A 16,443-nucleotide genomic window follows, 5' to 3' on the forward strand; every position below is an offset into this window, starting at 1 on the left:
CACGTCCTTATGTTGATGCTGATTCTATGTCCGGGTACTTGCTGGGTACGTTTTATTCGTCCCGGAGGCCCGATGGCGATCCCCGGGGGGTCTCGCCGGGCCTGAGCGGGCTACTGAACCACAAGTGGTTCGGGCGCCGCCTGGAAACCGACCGTGGGTGTGGCCCTGAAGGCGTTGACAGCCCTGTCCGCGATAACTTGGGCGTCACTTCCGGAATCAAGGATGGTATTCCGGGCTGATGCGGGATCGACCATGACGGCCGTCACGGCGAGTCCGTCCGAAGCCTCGGTCGTCAACAGGGCGTCCACCTGAGCTTCGAAAGCCGATCCGCTGGACGTGGCGTGAACGTCCATCGCCACCACGTGGTTGTTGGAAACGAAGTTGCCGACCCCCGCCATCAGCCGGATGATGACGGGCGTCGCACCTGCGGGCCGGATGCTCTGTGAGTCGATGATCTCGGAGAAGTGGTTCCCGATGACAGAGTTGTTGCTGCCGCTGACACAGAGAAGCCCGTTGAGGTCGTCCAATCCGTTGTCGACTCCCAGGAAGGGTGTCCAGGGCTCGTGGTCACGCAGGAAGTGATTCGTGGCCACGAGGTTTTCCGAACTGTTCGCTGCGAGAACCACCATGCCAGGGTAGAACGAATGCAAACGGTTGTTGGTGACGCTTGAACGCGTGACGCCGTCCAGATGGACACTGCTCGCACCGCGGGGGAAGACGTTGTTCGCGGTTATCAGGAGCCCGCCATGGTTCTCGGCGCAGATCGAGTGACCTTTGGGCCCTGCTCCGACCAGGTTGTCGGTGATCTTCGATGCCTGTCCCCACCCGCGCAGCTCGATGCAGCTTCCGCATTCGGCGATGAAGTTGTCGTGAACGGAAAGCGCGTCCGCGTTGTAGATGGTGAGGGCGTTCTCAAGGTAGACGAACCCCATGCCGGTTACGCGGAATGAGTCATTGGCGTTCGCGACATAGATGCCGGTCTTGCCGTTGACGTAGGTGTTCTCCGGATGCATTCCCGAGCCGTCCGGGGTGAAGTGCAACCCGTCGATGCAGAAGTTGGAGAACTCGACCGAGCTGATCCGTGGGCTTCCGCTTCGTTCAACGTAGAAGGCGGCTCCCTTGGATTCCTCTCCGTCTCCGCCGGGGGGAAGGTCGACGAGAATGCGGCTCCCCCCGGGCCATAGCTCATGCAGGTCGGGCCATTCGTCTTCGGGGACGTTGAACCGGATGCTCGATGACGTAAAGCCGTGTCCGGAGCCGTGGATCCTGAGGAAGCTGACGTCGATCAGCACCTGCGTACGCAGGCGGTAGTCTCCGGGCGGAATGTAGATCACCGCGCCTGGCTTTCCTCCATTGTTCGCATCGGTGGCGGTCTGCCGGTCCTTGATATCGGCGATGATGCTGTTGATTACTTCACCGACGTCCTCGGACGGATTGCCGACGGGCCACGTCGTCACGTCGTAATGGTTGTTGCTTGACATTGGTTCTTCCCTTTGTGCTGTGGCTTCTCAGCCCTTGACGGCGCCGAGGGTCATGCCTGCGACGATCTTGCGCTGCAAGAGAAGGGTGAGAAGGATGACGGGGATCGAGTAGACGGCGGCGAGGGCTGTCATGGATCCCCAGTCCAGTCCGAACTGGGTCTGGAAGTTTGCGATGACCACGGGTGTGGTCTGGGACCGGACGGCGGTCATGAGTAGCGCGAACAGGAATTCGTTCCAGGAGGCGAGGAAGGCGAAGATCGCTGTCACGGCGATGCCTCCGGAGACCACCGGGATGACCACCCGCCACAGGGCTCCGAGCCGGCTGCAGCCATCCACGGTAGCTGCTTCTTCCAGGTCCTGTGGGACGGCCTCGAAGAAGCTGGACATGAGCCAGATGGAGAGCGGCAGCGAGATGGTTGTGTGCGCGATGGACAGTGCGATCGGAGTGTCGGCCAGTCCGACCGAGGCCATCATGGTCGCCAGCGGGATGCCGATGGCGACCGGGGGGACCATGCGGGTGACGAGTGCGGCCATGATGAACACCCTGCCACTGGCTGTTTTGTAGCGTGTGATGCCGTAGGCCGCCGGGACGGCCAGGATGAGCGACAGCAGGGTGCTGATGACGGCGGTCTGGATGCTGTTGATGAACGACGCCGGCACTCCATTGCGGCCCAGGGCGTTGATGTAGTTATCCAGCGTCCATTCCTTGGGGAGGATGGTCGGCGGCACGGCAATGGTGTCGATCGGCGTCTTGAAGGACGTGAACAGCAGGTACAGGAACGGGAAGCCGTAGAGGACGAGCGCCGCGGCGAGGAGGATCCACAGGATGGTCCTGGTGCTGCGCTTGCCGGCTTCGAGTCCTTCGCGATTGACGGCTCGGCGCTTGCGGCCTCCGCTGGCCGACGCCGGTTCCGTGGTGGTCTGAGGCGCAGTCGCTGTTCGGCTTGGCATAATGCTCTCCGTTTGGTGCGGTGCCGGCGCATTGCGGTATGCGGTGCCGGCGTGGCGTGGCCGGTCGGGAACGGCGGCGGCCAGCATGGCGCCGTCGTCGGGGGTCTGGGCCGAGCTCATCAGGTGTCCTTTCCTGGCCGCCAGATGGTGGTTACGGCTACGAAGGCGATGGCGAGCATCGCCAGCAGGTAGATGGTGCCCATGGCGCTTGCGAGGCCTGGGTCGCCGAAGCGGATCATCGTGCGGTAGATGAGCAGGCTCATGGTTTCGGAGGCGGATTGTGGTCCGCCGTTGGTCTGGATGAGGATGGTGTCAAAGGCCCGGGCTGCGTCGATGCCGCGGACCACCAGCGCCACGGCGATGACAGGCCGGAGCAGCGGAAGGATGATCCGGAACAGCAGCGACGGTGCGCGGGCGCCGTCGAGCCTGGCCGCCTCGATGAGGTCTCCCGGGATGTTCTGCAGGCCCGCGAACAGCACCAGGCACATGAACGATGTCGTGAGCCAGATGTCCGGGACGGCGACGGAGAACAGGACGATGTCCGGGTTCGACAGCCAGCCGATCTGGTTTGGGTTCTGCAGGATGCCGGCCTGGCTGAGCAGGGTGCCGAGCAAGCCGAAGTTGTCGATCATGAGGAACTTCCACAGCAGGCCGGCCACGATCGGGGCAATCATGAGCGGATACAGGAACATGGTCCGCCAGACCTGGGATTTCCGGCCCAGGGTCGTGAACAGGAGGGCCATGCCCAGACCCAGGGTGAACTCGAGGGTCACCACCATCAGGGTGTAGGCGAGGGTCCGCCATCCTGCACCGATGAAGGCCTCTGAGGTGAAGGCCCGGACGTAGTTGTCCAGGCCCACGAAGTCACGGGGGCCCCCGACGATCGGGGAGATTTTGAAGAAGCTGTCCGTGACCAACCGGAACAACGGGTAGGCAACAAAGACTGCGAGGAACAACGCCGCCGGGGTCATCAGGTAGAGGGCGAAGCGGCGATCAGGGATGCGCACGGGATTCTCTTCCGCTGGTTGGGGCCGCGGCCGGCAACGCCATGGGCTGCTGCCGGCCGCGGAGTCTTATTTAAGGAGGGCCTGGATCTTGGACTTGGCGTCCGCGAGCAAGGTCGTGCTGTCTCCGCCGGCGACGGCCTTCTGGAGCATCGGAACCAGTACGGTGTCGACGATCTGCTGCCACTTTGCTGTTGCCGGACGGGTTGCCGTCGCGGGAGCGTTGAGTGTTTCGATCAGCGGTTTGAAGCTCTCGTAGCCGGGCTGGTCCTGGTACTTCTGGAAGGCGGAGACCCGTGCTGCCAGGCCAAGGCTTGACTGGATGGCCAGGTCATTGTGGTCGAAGGCGCACTTGACGAACTTCTTCGCGGCGTCCGTGTTCTTGGTGGCCTTGGGTACCGAGAGGTACCAGGGGCCCGGAACACCGGCAACACCGGCGGACCCGCCGATCATCGGGGCTGTTCCGACCTTGCCGTAGACGGGAGAGTCCTTGGGGATCTGCCGGTACGCGTGGGCCCAGAACTGGGTCATGGCTGTCTTGCCCTGGTTGAAGAGGTTCTGGGCGGCGGCCCAGTCGACCTGGGCCGCGCCGGCCGGGGCGTCCTTGACGAGGCTGGTGTAGAAATCCAGCGCTTGTTTGTGGGCCGCGTTGTCAATCACGACGTTGTTGCTGCTGTCCAGGACCATGGGCGATCCGGCCTGCAGCACGTGGGTGAGGTACTCGGTTTCAACGCCGCCCTTGACGTCCGTGCCATACATGCCGTCCTTGGTGAAGAAGGCGGAGATGTCCTGGTACTGCTGCCAGGTCTTCGGCGCGGCGAGATCGTAGCCGTACTTGGCCTTGAAGTCGGCCTTGTTCTTGGCGTCCTCAAAGAGGTCCTTGCGGTAGAGGACTATCTCGGCGTTGGTCCACGCCGGCATTCCAATGAAATGGCCATCGACGTTGGCTTCCTTGACCAGTGAAGGGAAGATGTCCTTCTTTGCCTCGTCAGTGAAGAGCTCATCGATGGGCTGCAGGGCGTCCTTGAAACTGGGCAGCCACACGGAGTCAAGAGCCGCAACATCGAAGGAGACAGTGCCGGAGGAGAACTCGCTGGAGAGACGGTTGAAGAGGCCATCGTAGGGGAGTTCGACGAAGTTGACGTTGACCCCGGTGTCCTTCTTGCACTGGTCGGCGATGGGCTGCAGTTCTGCATGGCCGCCTGCCTCCACGAGGACGTTGATGGAACTGCCGGCGGCGCCCCCGGACGTCGCCGGGCCCCCTGCGCCGCATGCGGTTGCGGCCAGGATTACCGCGGCTGAAAGGCTGCCGAGGGCGGCAAGCCTGGAGATTGTTTTTCGAGAGGACATCGCTGTCGACTCCCTTTCTCGGGAACGGAATACGAAGACGGGATAAGATGAAAAACCGTTTTGCCAAAACGACTTGGCAACAGATTACGCGCAGGGCGCGGCGGGTGTCAAGGGTCACAAATCATTGGTAGACGCCGTCGGATGTGCCAAAAACTTCCGTCCGAATTTTGGCGTTGACAGCCGTCATGCCGGGCTCCTAGTGTCATCTCTGGTTAGCCCAAACGGTTTGGCACATGAGTTGTGACATTAGTCCACGTGGGACATTAGCCGTTTCCCGGGAACAAGAGCGTGATGCCGCCGAGGCGGATGACAAGGACAGTCAAGCCTTTGGCGGCCGGCCCGGCAACGCCCGATTCTGAGCAGCAGTCTTATCTCATACAGAGGAGAAACCCGTGGTAACTGGAAAGAATCTAGAAAATGCGAATCCAAGCCGCCGCCGTCTGATCGGTGCCGGAGCAGCCGGAACGCTTGCGGCTGCATTGACTTTCGGAACAACACAGAATGCTAATGCGGCCGACGGCCAGCAAGGCGCACCCCTCAATTCGCCCAACACGTACGACGTCACCACCTGGAGGATCAAGGCCCATCCGGAGGTCACCGCGCAATCCGACATCGGGGCGGTCATCAACGACATCATCGCCGACATCAAGCAGCGGCAGACGTCCCCGGACGCGCGTCCCGGAGCCGCGATCATCATCCCTCCGGGCGACTACGACCTGCACACCCAGGTCGTCGTCGATGTGAGCTACCTGACCATCGCCGGCTTCGGGCATGGCTTCTTCTCCCGAAGCATCCTCGACAACTCGAACCCGACCGGATGGCAGAACCTCCAGCCCGGAGCCAGCCACATCCGCGTCCTGACCTCTCCGAGCGCGCCCCAGGCATTCCTCGTCAAGCGGGCGGGGGATCCGCGTCTTTCAGGAATCGTGTTCCGGGACTTCTGCCTCGACGGAGTCGGTTTCACCCCCGGCAAGAACAGCTACCACAACGGCAAGACCGGAATCGAAGTCGCCTCCGATAACGACTCCTTCCACATCACCGGCATGGGATTCGTCTACCTCGAACACGCCCTGATCGTGCGCGGCGCGGACGCACTCCGCGTCAACGACAACATGATCGCCGAATGTGGCAACTGCGTCGAGCTCACCGGGGCCGGGCAGGCGACAATTGTCAGCGGCAATCACATGGGCGCCGGTCCTGACGGGGTCACGCTCCTGGCCGAGAACCACGAAGGCCTCCTAGTCACGGGCAACAACCTCTTCCCCCGAGGCCGCAGCCTCATCGAATTCACGGGCTGCAACCGGTGCTCGGTCACTTCGAACAGGCTCCAAGGCTTCTACCCGGGCATGCTCCGCCTGCTGAACGGCTGCAAGGAAAACCTCATCACGGCCAACCACATCCGCCGGACCAACGAGGGGTACCCGCCGTTCATCGGCCGCGGCAACGGCCTCGACGACCTCTACGGCGTAGTCCACATCGCGGGAGACAATAACCTCATCTCGGACAACCTCTTCGCCTACAACGTCCCGCCCGCCAACATCGCCCCCGCCGGCGCCCAACCAACGCAGATCCTGATCGCCGGAGGGGACGCCAACGTCGTCGCGCTCAACCACGTGGTCAGCGACGTCGCTTCTCAGCACGTCGTTCTCGACGCCTCAACTACCCACTCGAAAGTGCTCGACAGCGGGACAGCCTCCCAGATCACCTCCTACAGTTCAGACACTGCTATCCGGCCGACCCCCTGACAGATCAACGCGCCAGGAGCGTGTCCCGAAGCCGGGTCTCCGTCCTCGCGGCGCGCTCCCACGCATTGATCTGCCCTGCCGGCCGCTGCCGTCAAGGCAGAAATGTCACCTCGTCGATCATCCGGCCGAGGTCTCGCCAGACACGCCGGTGCTGGCCCGATCTAGCCGCCCGTGAGGCAAGCCAGGCGTGCTCGGGGCAACGAACCTACCGAAGACCCGGATCAGGGCATGCCGGAGAAACCCTCCAGCATGTCCCGACTTCCGGAAAGGAGCGTAATGAATTACGGAAACCATGCCGCCACCGCGCCAAGGGGTACGCGCGTCGTTATGACCGGTGCCGGCGGGAACATCGGCCGTGGCCTCGCCCCACGACTCCTAGCCGCTGGATACCAGTTGACCCTGTCCGACCTTAAACCCGTCGACGGCCTGGCTACGGAAGCACGCTTCGACGCGGCGGACGTCCGGACCGGAGAGGGCCTCCACGCCGCGATGGTCGACGCCGACATTCTCGTGCACCTGCCGGCCCTGCACGGCATCCACGTCGCCGATCACACTGAAACGGAATTCTGGGACCTCAATGTAAATGGCACATTCCGCACCCTGCAGGCGGCCGTCGCCGCCGGCGTGGGGAAAGTGGTCTGGCTTTCCTCGCAGGCTTGGCATGACTCGAGCGACGTCTACGGATTCACGAAAGTCATCGGCGAGCAGCTTTTGGACTATCACCGGAGGTGTCACGGCATATCATATGTTGCGGTCCGCCCTGCTTCGCTGGTGCCCTGGACGGACTGGGCCCGTGACTATGGTCGCGGCCTGCTCTACGAGCGCGTAGATCGCAATGACGTGCTCGACGCAATCGTGTTGTCGACGGACTATGTGGCAGCAAACGACGGCGGGCTGGTGTTGGATGCCCTTCATCCGGACGCAGTCCCGGCCGCAGACCTGGCCGAGTGGAAACTTGACCCAATCGGCACCGCAGACCGTCTTTTCCCCGGGGCGCGGTCCGTCGTCGAGCGGTTCGGCCTGGACATCTCAGCGCCCCCCGTGAAGCCAAGCAAACTCGGCTGGACCGAGACAGGCTACGCGCCGAGCCGTGACTTCGGAGCGTGGATCAATCAGGTCACCGGACTCGGCGACGATCAGGTTGAAGCACGAACCAGCGACTACTGAACGTGATCCAGTCGAGGGTGGTACACGGACACACTGGCCTTGCAAGTCCAGGCGGCCATTGCCGCCGGAAACTTAACCACCGAGCAGGTGGACATCGCCCAAAGGCGCCGACATTCCTGCAGGGGCTTCGCCGACCAGTGCTGCTGATTTAGGGCGATTCGTGTGCCAAGGTGCTATGGCCAGAGGCCAGAGGTTTGCCTCGCCGACCGCAAACGTAACGAGTGGCTGCCGTCCTGATCGAGTTTGCCGGCCGCGTCAGCGGGGTATGAGCAGGCTGATTTGTGTCCTGATGTCCCGCTCCAGTGCTTCGGTTTCCAATCCGGCGTTTACGCTTGCGGCCATGCTGACAAACATGATCGCGGAGACAATGCGCGCAGTCGTCGCGGCGTCACCCGTGCCGGCCGGTTTGTCCCTGTCGAGTATGGCGGCAATGGCTTCCTCGGTTTGCGCAACGATGGATAGAGCAGCGCTGTGCTGTGGCTCGGTGGGGTCGCCGAAGACCATTTCCCGCAGGTAGAAGCGTCCGTTGTCGATCTGGGTTCGGTTGCACTCCACGATCGGCCGCACGATGGCCATCACCGCACCCAGGGCATCCGGGGTGTTTTCAGCATCCGCCCGGCCCCGCTGGAGCGCTTCTGCGTAGTGGGCGTTCTGAACGAGGAGGAGGAGTTCTCCCTTGGTTTTGGCGTAGAGGAATAGGGTTCCGGTGCCGATGTCGGCCTTGTCGGCGATCTGCTGGGTGGTGACGTCCTCGACCCCGTATTCGGCGAACAGCTCACTGGCTGCGGCGGTAATGCGGTCCAGCTTCTCCTGCTTGTTCCGCTCGCGCCGTCCGAGCGGCTGGGACGTGACAGGCATGGGTTCCTCCGGAGATAAACTGACTCGACTCAATAATGAGTATACCGGCGCTGCCTAAACCGGCCCTCCGGTCAGCGCCCCTGCTCTTCGTAGTGGGGGAGGATCCCGCCACGCTTGACATACGTCAGTGCTGCTTAAACGTCATAGGCATGGATGGCATAGGCCCCCGGCTTCAGCTGATGGCTGAAGAAGTGAAGTGCTTTTCCAGGTGTGGTCCGGTGGTTGGTGGTGAGGTGCCCATTGATGACTTCTGGTCGCGCGCGGTGGTGGTCAGGGGGCGAGGAATTCGACGACGGCGGGTGCGAACCGGGTGTGGTGCTGGAAGATGCCGCCGTGGCCGGAGTCGGGGTAGATGATCAGTTCGGATCCCTTGATGCGCCGGTGCAGGTCTTCGGAGAGCACGGAGGGCACCATGCGGTCGTTGTCGCCGTTGGCGATAAGAGTGGGGTGCGTGAGGGTGGACAGGTCCGACGGGGCGGAGCGGCCGAACGCCTGGATGGCCTTCAGCTGCGTCTGGAATGCACGGGTGCTGATTGGTTTGTCGCGGTCGATGGTTCGCTCCTGCAGGCGTTTGATGAAGGCTTTCGCAGCGGGTTTGCCGGTGGCGTTGCGGTTGAAGAACAGGAATTCCTTGGGGTCGGACCGGGTCAGGGTTGCCCGGAGGATGTCCCGGTAGGTGGTGCCGACGACCTTGTCGATGTCTTTGCCCCCGCGCGGACCGGTTCCGGTCAGGACGAGTTTGCGGACACGGTCGGGATGTTTGAGGGCAAGGTCCTGGGCGATCATGCCGCCCAGTGAGAAGGAGAAGACGTCTATCTTGTCGAACCCAAGGGCCTTGATGAAGGTGTAAGCGTCGTCGGCCATTGCCTCGATGTTGTCCGGAACCCGTCCGGTGGAGGCGCCGACGCCGGGCTGGTCGAAGGTAATGACGTGGCGGTTCTTGGCAATGGGGTCGATGATACGGGGGTCCCAGTTATCAAGGGTGGCTGCCAGATGCACGAAGAACACGACGGGGATGCCGCCCTTGGGCCCCAGCTCGCGGTAGGCGTAGCTGACGCCTCCGGCGGTGACAGTGCGGGCAGGTGCCTTCGCGTACGAGGTGATGACTGGTTCGTTCGGGGCGTCGGTGTTGTCCATGACGGGTGTTCTCCTGGATTCTTTGCGTGAAGAGTCGCTGGCGGCGGGTCAGTTGGTGAGGGTGAGCACTGCTTTGCCCCGGAAGCCCCCTGCGGCCAGGGATTGCAGTGCCTCCGGAGCCTGGCCGAAGGTGAAGACCTTCCCTACGATGGGGCGCAGCACGCCGGCGTCAACGAGGGCGCTGATCTGGCGTAGTTGGTCGCCGCTGGCTCGCATGAAGAGGAACTCATAGCTGACGCCGAGCTTCCTGGCTTGCCTCCGGATCTTGCTGCTGAGCCCGGTGATCGCCAGGCGCAGTATGGGGTTCAGGCCTGCTTTGCGGGCGAATGCCGGATCGGGCGGGCCGGCGATCCCTATCGCCTTCCCGCCGGGCTTGAGGATGCGCAGTGATTTCTGCAGGTTCTCGCCTCCGAGGCTGTCCAGCACCAGGTCGTATCCGCTCAGGAGCTGCTCGAAGTCCTGGGTGCGGTAGTCGATGACGATGTCAGCGCCGAGGTCCCGCAGGAACCCGGCGTTGGAGCTGCTGGCTGTGGTTGCGACGGTCGCGCCGAGATGCTTGGCCAGCTGGATGGCGATGGAACCGACTCCGCCGGCGCCGGCATGAATGAGTACTTTCTGACCTGGCTGCACCTGGCCCTGCTCGACGAGGGCCTGCCACGCGGTAAGAGCCACGAGAGGCAGCGAACCGGCCTCCTCCATGGTGGCCGAGACGGGCTTGAGTGCAAGGTCTTCCTCCGCGACGGCAATACGTTCGGCAAATGTGCCGATACGGTCCTGGTTGGGGCGGGCGTAGACCTCATCGCCGGGCTTGAACCTCTTCACTCTTTCCCCGACGCGCAGCACGGTGCCGGCGAGGTCGTTGCCGAGGATCAGCTGGAGCTTGTAGGGAAGGATCTGTTTGAACTCACCCAGGCGGATCTTCTCGTCCAGCTGGTTCAGGCCGGCAGCCTGCACCTGCACGAGCACGTCCCGTTCGCCGACGGCGGGTTCAGCAACCTCGGCTTCGCGCAGCGGTTCCTTGTACTTGTTGATCACGAATGCCCGCATGCCGCGATGCTCCTTCTGGGTGGATGTTCTTGTAGTCGGCGCCGGTGGCGACAGTACCTTCGTCGTGGGGCGACGTCCGGTTAAAGTGACTACAATCAATTATGACTGCACTCAGTTAATTGTCAAGCGGTAATGGAAAGCGCCGTGGCGACGTGTTGGATTCATCACCACGGCGCTGCTGCTGTTTCTAGGACTTGCTGCGCGCAAGTTGGGGGTAGAGCGCCTCGATGGGGGCGCTGAGTCCGGCCTTGAGCTGGATGGACGTCTCGTCGGCGAGGACCTCGTACTCGCCGGCTTCGAGGGCATCCAATACCGTGGTGACCAGATCGGCCGGGTCCATTTTCGGGTCGGTGGCATGCGCAGCCATTGCCGTGTCGACGTAGCCGACGTGGACGCCCACCACGTGTACCCCTTCGGGGGCGAGCTCCAGGCGCAGTGAGTTGGTGGCCGACCAGAGGGCGGCCTTGGTGGCACTGTAGATGCCGCCGACGGCGTACCAGCTCATGGCGGAGTGGATGTCGATGATTGCGGATTCGGCCTTCGCTGACAGGATCGGTGCGAAGGCGCGGGCGAGGAATAGCGGGCCAAGGAAGTTCGTCTCCACGTTGCTCCGGATTTCCGCGTCGGTGTGGGTAAGGATGCCAGGGGTTGCAACGCCGGCCCCGGCGTTGTTGATCAACACCGTGACATCGCCCGCAGCCTCGACTGCGGCCCGTATTGATTCCGGGTCCGTGACGTCGAGGGTAAGGGGGACGATGCGCTCGTCCTCCCAGGTGCGCGGGGTGCGGGCGGTGGCGTAAACCTTGCTGGCGCCGCGGGCGAGGGCGCCGTGGACGAAGTGGGTTCCAATGCCGCCGTTTGCGCCGGTGACGAGGACGACTGCTCCATTGAGTGAGTGCATTTCACGAACTTTCTGTGTTGATTTCCGTCCGCGCCGGTCGGCGTGGATGGTTGCGGGATTAGGCGTGGGCAAGGGCCGGGTAGTCGGTGTACCCGGCCGCCCCGCCGCCGTAGAGAGTGCTGGGATCCACCTCGTTCAGGGGGGGCGTTTGAGCGCAGACGCTCAACGATGTCGGGATTGGCCAGTGCGAAACGGCCCAGTGGGGCAACGTCCGCAAGGCCGGCCGCGACGTCGTCGGCTATCTGCTCACGGTTGCGTCCGTAGCGGACCGCGAGCGCCGCCGTCGGCCCCGTACCCGTTAGCGCCGTGGATTTCAACTCCGTCGGCGCCGGCTGCGATGGCCGAAGCTGCCGCGAGGCGGAAGTCAGCCACGGTGGCCTGGATATCCTCCGCGCTCAGCTCTCGCGGTGACGGCGTCTTCTGGGGTCCGGTCGGCGTTAAAATATTCTGATCTGCGGAGATCGCCGAGGGCGCCATGGGCTGACGGTGGTGAGGAGTGTTGTCCGGGTGGGACATGCGGCCCGCATGCATGAGCTGGATGAACACCGCCCCGCCCCGGGCGTGAACTGCTTCGGTGACGCTTCGCCAGCCCTCGACATGCTCGGCGGTGTAGATCCCGGTTGCCACAGTGAAGAAAGGGTCATTGGTTAGTCCTTTTGCGTTCGATGTTTCAGAGCAATCACCGTCATCCAGCCGATGTTCGGCCGCCGTGGACGCTAAGACCTGCTGATGCGGCTACGGGGTAGTGATTACACTCATAACTGAGTATGCTCAGATAATATTCCCCTGAGAATGCGACCGGGACAAGCCTTGTACAACCTCACAGCGTGCTCGGGAGGCCACCTTGTGTCGTTCGGGGAAGGGCGGACCGATTGAACTGCCCGGGGGCAATTTGTTGGGCTTGGGATATCGGGCGGCACGACCGAACAGGATGAAATCGTTCTCGCTCTTACCTTGAATCGATGGCGCGGATGTGCTGGTGCCATTCATGCACCGTCTTAGTAGGTCCGGCACGGTCAACAGGAAGTATGGGTTCCAGATGCGCGACGTCAACCTGCTCGCCTTGGCCTTAGTGCGTCCCGCCACGGCGGTCATGGGCGCCGAAGCTTATTCCCAGCTGGCCCTGAAGGCGGCGCTGCTAGAGTCCCTGACCGGGTTTCCCCTAATCATCGACGGCACCAAATGCATCGCGTGGATTCTGAGGGTCTTGCTGCTGCGGATCAACGGTTACCGGCACGGCTTCAGCACGACGATGTCTTCGACATTGTCGTGCGACTGGCCACCGGCGACACCGATTTGCAGTGCAGCGCCATCCTTATCGAGAAACATCTGCTTCGACGAGAGGTCCGATGGAAGATGTCCCAGGTTGATGTTCGGAATTCCCGATGGGCAGTCGGCGGGGTGCCTTGTTGCGTCCGTCACCCCTGCCAATTCCCGGCCAAGCCCCGAATGTGAACGTTCCAAAGCTGCGCCCGAAGGTGGCGCCGCAGGCCGTTTGGGCCGTTTGGGCCGAGCATGGACGACGATGCCGGCGCCTTGAGCACGACCTTTGCCCCCTGGAGCACGCCTGCCAGGCTGCACGGGTTCCTGAATGTAGGCTCCCTGGATGGGGTAGGGCCTGTGTGGTGTCAGGGCCCTGGCGTCGTCGGTGTGCGGCGGTTGCGTGATCTGAGTTGGATGATGCGTACTGCACCGGCTACGGCAACCAGGGCCCCGCCTCCGACCGCGGCGATGAGCAGGGCAATGCCCAGGGAGATCGTCCCGTCCAGGCCGAAGAACCTGACCCTGGCGGCGTCCTGGTTCTGCACGATGAACGCGATGAGCAGGATCAGGAGCACGAGGGCGGCGATGGTGGCGGTCCAGGCCATCCCGGCACGCGTGAGCACCGGCCGGCGTCCTGCCGGCTGGCCCGCGCCCGGTGCGGGCGGATGGGAAGGCTCCGCTGCCGGCCGTGGTTCTGCATTCATGGAGGACTCCTTTGTCCTTTGACGCTCAGCTTCAGCCTTCTCCGGGCTGTATTGTGTCGAAGAACCGGTGCTCCGGCGGGGCGGGCGTTTCTTCGGCCCGGGCCCGGAGGAAGTCGAGGTCTTCGGGGGAGAGCGGCGCCTGGTCGTGCTGGTCCGAGTCCGCGGTGATTCCGGTTTCCTGATGGATCGTCTCCGTGATCGTGCGCGGTAGAACCACGCACCCGGGGTTCTCGGTGAGCCATTGCCGGGTTTCGGGGCTGAGGCTGTCCCAGTGGTCCCTGAGGTTTATCTCCATGGTGATCCCTTACTGGTTGAATCCGGAGGCAAAGGACCCGGGCCGGTCCGGTACCGGGGACGTGTTCAGCGTACGCCCGGCGAACGCTGAAAGACAGGTAACAGGGGGAGTGTCGTATAGGCTGACCGACTGGCCGCCGCTAATGGAGATGCGATGAGGAACCCCGCGCGAGTCGGAAGCGACTCCAGCGAGGGGATTCCCGGCGGCTTCGCAAACGCGGACTCACAGAGTGCAGACTTTAGGCATGAAGATTACTGCGGGCTTTAGTGTATGAAGATTGCTGCGGGACGACGGGCAGCGCGAACGCAATGGCTGGCTTTGACGGACACGATGTCGGCGGAGAGCAGCGCCTACGGCGAGGCGGTCAGGGCAGTCCGGGCGGGCGAGCTGGACGCGGATGAGGCCGCGGAGCTACTGATCGATCTGATGACGGACGGGGAGATCCTCGGCCTGCTCGACGGCGACTCTCCCGGGCTGCTGCTCCCGCTCATCCCGATACTGCTCAATAGGGTGCCGTTCGTGGCCGGGGCGGTCTCGCGGTTGGGCATACCGGGCATCCGTTTCAGCGACGGTGGTCGCGGCGTCGTGATCGGCGCCTCCACCGCCTTCCCTGTGACAATTGCGCGGGCCGCGACCTGGGATCCGTCGCTGGAGGAACGGGTCGGGCTTGCGATCGGTCTAGAGACCAGGGCTCGGGGAGCAAACTACTCCGCGTCCGTGTGCGTAAACCTGCTTCGCCACCCCGCGTGGGGTCGGGCTCAGGAGTGCTACGGGGAGGATCCGGTGCTGACCGCCCGGATGGGAGCTGCCATCACCCGGGGCGTGCGCGTGAACGCGATGGCGTGCGTAAAGCACTTCGCGCTCAACTCGATGGAGAACGAGCGCTTCGAGGTCGACGTGTCGGTCGACGAACACGCCCTGCACGAGGTGTACTTGCCCCACTTCAGGGCGGTCGTGGAAGCCGGCGCGGACTCTGTAATGAGTTCCTACAACCGGGTGCGAGGCGAGTACATGGACGTCAATCGCGCCCTGCTCACGGACGTGTTGAGACAGGAGTGGGGCTTCTCCGGGTTCGTGACGAGCGACTGGGTGTTCGGCACCCATGACGCGTTCCTCAGCCTCCAGGCAGGAATGGACGTAGAGATGCCGCTGCGACTGCTGCGCGCCCGTGAACTGCCGGCCGCGCTGCGTAACGGTGACCTGGCCCGGGCGACAGTGCTGCAGTCTGCACGCCGGATCCTGCGCACGTGCGTGCAGCACGCCGCGGCCCGGGAGATGGAGGCCCCTACCCGCGCCGTCATCGCCTCCCCGGCGCACCGGGCTCTCGCCCACCGGGTCGCCGCGGAGTCGATCGTACTGCTGAAGAACGAAACCGTGGGCGCGGCGCCGCTACTGCCCTTGGCTCCCACCACCGGACATCTTGCGGTGATCGGACGACTCGCGGCACGAGCGAACCTCGGCGATCATGGCTCGTCACGCGTTCGGCCTCCCTCTACGGTCTCGCCGCTGCAGGGGCTGCGTGAGGCGCTTCCCGGGGTGCGGATCACGACCAGCTCCGGTCGGAACGAGCGCGCCGCGGCCGCGTTGGCAGCCGCCGCGGAGACGGCGATCGTCGTCGTCGGCCTGGACCAGCACGACGAAGGTGAGTCCGTCGTTACTGGCGGCGTGGACGTGGGCGTCCTCGGTCGGGCCTTTGCCTCAGGCCCTCTCCGTCGGGTGCTCATCGGCCTCGCGCACCTCGCGTCGCGCTTCGTCCGGGGCGGCGACCGCAGCTCCCTTGAGCTGCGCCCCGGCGATGAGCGCCTCATCCAGGCGGTCGTGGCCGCAAACCCCCGGACCGTCGTCGTGCTGATCAGCGGCAGTGCGATCCTCACGGAGTCGTGGCGAGGCCGGGTGCCGGCACTCCTCCTGGCCTGGTATGGCGGTATGGAAGGCGGCCGCGCCCTCGCGAGCGTGCTGACCGGCAGTGAGGAACCCGGCGGGCGGCTGCCGTTTGTGCTGCCAACGGACGCCGCGCATCTGCCATCGTTCGACCCCGCGGCGAAGTCCGTCGTCTATGACGACAAGTGGGGTCAACGTCGGCTCGACGGCGAGGGACGAGCGCCCGCTTTCCCGTTCGGATTCGGCCTGGGCTACACGAGGATCGAGCATCGGCTTCTAGACCACAGGTTCGACGACACAGGCGGCTATGCGGATGTGCTTGTAACCAATACGGGCGACCGTGAGGGCTCGACCGTCGTTCAGGTCTACGCTGCCGATGTATCCATCCGCAGACCGGTCGCTCAGCTCCTGGGCTTCCAAAAGGTGACGCTGCAGCCCGGCGCGGAGAGGACGGTGCGGGTTGCCTTGGATGCGGGGCCGGTCCTGCAGCGCGATCCGTCCACGCGGCGCTGGTCGCCCCGGGCGGGGGACTGGGGCCTGGTCGCCGGCCAACACAGCCCGGTCGGCTGGGCGGACGCGGGACCGTTGTGGCGCCCGGAGCCACTGATTGACCAGGAAGGCGTCTCGGACCGCCAGCCGATCTGAGGTCGATATGGGGC

At 63.9% G+C, this 16,443-nt stretch carries 15 protein-coding genes; 3 read left to right on the forward strand and 12 right to left on the reverse strand.

Annotated features, from left to right (window positions below):
* Nucleotides 1-110: 110 nt before the first annotated feature.
* The 4 genes from QRN51_RS20630 to QRN51_RS20645 all read right to left on the reverse strand — a co-directional run bounded on the left by QRN51_RS20630 (nt 111) and on the right by QRN51_RS20645 (nt 4,786).
* On the reverse strand, nt 111-1,481 hold the full coding sequence (locus QRN51_RS20630) for a NosD domain-containing protein (RefSeq protein ID WP_284991693.1): 1,371 nt from the start codon (nt 1,479-1,481) through the stop codon (nt 111-113).
* Between the two features lie 27 nt (nt 1,482-1,508).
* Nucleotides 1,509-2,432: a carbohydrate ABC transporter permease gene (locus tag QRN51_RS20635; protein ID WP_284991726.1), complete on the reverse strand. Its 924-nt coding sequence runs from the start codon at nt 2,430-2,432 to the stop codon at nt 1,509-1,511.
* Between the two features lie 119 nt (nt 2,433-2,551).
* Nucleotides 2,552-3,439, reverse strand: coding sequence for a carbohydrate ABC transporter permease (locus QRN51_RS20640; protein WP_284991694.1), 888 nt, complete (start codon nt 3,437-3,439; stop codon nt 2,552-2,554).
* Between the two features lie 66 nt (nt 3,440-3,505).
* Nucleotides 3,506-4,786, reverse strand: a complete 1,281-nt coding sequence (locus QRN51_RS20645; RefSeq protein WP_284991695.1) for an ABC transporter substrate-binding protein — start codon at nt 4,784-4,786, stop codon at nt 3,506-3,508.
* A gap of 392 nt (nt 4,787-5,178) precedes the next feature.
* On the opposite strand from QRN51_RS20645, the gene QRN51_RS20650 reads away from it, so the two are divergent.
* Nucleotides 5,179-6,531 carry a NosD domain-containing protein gene (locus QRN51_RS20650; protein ID WP_284991696.1) on the forward strand — a complete coding sequence of 451 codons (1,353 nt, stop codon included), beginning with the start codon at nt 5,179-5,181 and terminating at the stop codon, nt 6,529-6,531.
* Between the two features lie 276 nt (nt 6,532-6,807).
* Nucleotides 6,808-7,698, forward strand: coding sequence for an NAD-dependent epimerase/dehydratase family protein (locus tag QRN51_RS20655; protein WP_284991697.1), 891 nt, complete (start codon nt 6,808-6,810; stop codon nt 7,696-7,698).
* 255 nt (nt 7,699-7,953) lie between these two features.
* Here QRN51_RS20655 and QRN51_RS20660 read toward each other — a convergent pair whose 3' ends face one another.
* The 8 genes from QRN51_RS20660 to QRN51_RS20695 all read right to left on the reverse strand — a co-directional run bounded on the left by QRN51_RS20660 (nt 7,954) and on the right by QRN51_RS20695 (nt 13,903).
* Nucleotides 7,954-8,556 carry a TetR/AcrR family transcriptional regulator gene (locus QRN51_RS20660; RefSeq protein ID WP_284991698.1) on the reverse strand — a complete coding sequence of 201 codons (603 nt, stop codon included), beginning with the start codon at nt 8,554-8,556 and terminating at the stop codon, nt 7,954-7,956.
* Nucleotides 8,557-8,826: 270 nt separating this feature from the next.
* Nucleotides 8,827-9,693, reverse strand: coding sequence for an alpha/beta fold hydrolase (locus QRN51_RS20665; protein WP_059389037.1), 867 nt, complete (start codon nt 9,691-9,693; stop codon nt 8,827-8,829).
* Between the two features lie 48 nt (nt 9,694-9,741).
* The gene (locus QRN51_RS20670) at nt 9,742-10,740 is read right to left on the reverse strand and encodes an NADP-dependent oxidoreductase (protein ID WP_059389036.1); all 999 of its coding nucleotides are present in this window, start codon (nt 10,738-10,740) and stop codon (nt 9,742-9,744) included.
* A gap of 187 nt (nt 10,741-10,927) precedes the next feature.
* On the reverse strand, nt 10,928-11,641 hold the full coding sequence (locus QRN51_RS20675; RefSeq protein WP_284991699.1) for an SDR family oxidoreductase: 714 nt from the start codon (nt 11,639-11,641) through the stop codon (nt 10,928-10,930).
* Nucleotides 11,642-11,887: 246 nt separating this feature from the next.
* Nucleotides 11,888-12,268 carry an oxidoreductase gene (locus QRN51_RS20680; RefSeq protein WP_284991700.1) on the reverse strand — a complete coding sequence of 127 codons (381 nt, stop codon included), beginning with the start codon at nt 12,266-12,268 and terminating at the stop codon, nt 11,888-11,890.
* A gap of 600 nt (nt 12,269-12,868) precedes the next feature.
* Nucleotides 12,869-13,063, reverse strand: a complete 195-nt coding sequence (locus QRN51_RS20685) for a hypothetical protein (protein WP_284991701.1) — start codon at nt 13,061-13,063, stop codon at nt 12,869-12,871.
* A gap of 206 nt (nt 13,064-13,269) precedes the next feature.
* Nucleotides 13,270-13,608 (reverse strand): LapA family protein, encoded by a 339-nt coding sequence (locus tag QRN51_RS20690; protein ID WP_350225010.1) that lies wholly within the window; start codon nt 13,606-13,608, stop codon nt 13,270-13,272.
* Between the two features lie 31 nt (nt 13,609-13,639).
* A complete protein-coding gene (locus QRN51_RS20695) occupies nt 13,640-13,903 on the reverse strand; it encodes a hypothetical protein (RefSeq protein ID WP_284991702.1) in 264 nt (87 codons plus the stop codon).
* Between the two features lie 270 nt (nt 13,904-14,173).
* On the opposite strand from QRN51_RS20695, the gene QRN51_RS20700 reads away from it, so the two are divergent.
* Nucleotides 14,174-16,429 carry a beta-glucosidase family protein gene (locus tag QRN51_RS20700; RefSeq protein WP_284991703.1) on the forward strand — a complete coding sequence of 752 codons (2,256 nt, stop codon included), beginning with the start codon at nt 14,174-14,176 and terminating at the stop codon, nt 16,427-16,429.
* The last annotated feature ends 14 nt before the right edge of the window (nt 16,430-16,443 follow it).

It is taken from the genome of Arthrobacter sp. efr-133-TYG-120, from assembly GCF_030209785.1.
In the GTDB taxonomy this organism is placed as follows: Bacteria; Actinomycetota; Actinomycetes; order Actinomycetales; family Micrococcaceae; genus Arthrobacter.

Excerpts from the sequence above, each read along its gene's own strand:
- QRN51_RS20630 (WP_284991693.1), bottom strand. The coding sequence starts at position 1,481 with ATGTCAAGCAACAACCATTACGACGTGACGACGTGGCCCGTCGGCAAT.
- QRN51_RS20635 (WP_284991726.1), bottom strand. The coding sequence starts at position 2,432 with ATGCCAAGCCGAACAGCGACTGCGCCTCAGACCACCACGGAACCGGCG.
- QRN51_RS20645 (WP_284991695.1), bottom strand. The coding sequence starts at position 4,786 with ATGTCCTCTCGAAAAACAATCTCCAGGCTTGCCGCCCTCGGCAGCCTT.
- QRN51_RS20655 (WP_284991697.1), top strand. The coding sequence starts at position 6,808 with ATGAATTACGGAAACCATGCCGCCACCGCGCCAAGGGGTACGCGCGTC.
- QRN51_RS20660 (WP_284991698.1), bottom strand. The coding sequence starts at position 8,556 with ATGCCTGTCACGTCCCAGCCGCTCGGACGGCGCGAGCGGAACAAGCAG.
- QRN51_RS20665 (WP_059389037.1), bottom strand. The coding sequence starts at position 9,693 with ATGGACAACACCGACGCCCCGAACGAACCAGTCATCACCTCGTACGCG.
- QRN51_RS20670 (WP_059389036.1), bottom strand. The coding sequence starts at position 10,740 with ATGCGGGCATTCGTGATCAACAAGTACAAGGAACCGCTGCGCGAAGCC.
- QRN51_RS20675 (WP_284991699.1), bottom strand. The coding sequence starts at position 11,641 with ATGCACTCACTCAATGGAGCAGTCGTCCTCGTCACCGGCGCAAACGGC.
- QRN51_RS20690 (WP_350225010.1), bottom strand. The coding sequence starts at position 13,608 with ATGAATGCAGAACCACGGCCGGCAGCGGAGCCTTCCCATCCGCCCGCA.
- QRN51_RS20695 (WP_284991702.1), bottom strand. The coding sequence starts at position 13,903 with ATGGAGATAAACCTCAGGGACCACTGGGACAGCCTCAGCCCCGAAACC.
- QRN51_RS20700 (WP_284991703.1), top strand. The coding sequence starts at position 14,174 with ATGAAGATTGCTGCGGGACGACGGGCAGCGCGAACGCAATGGCTGGCT.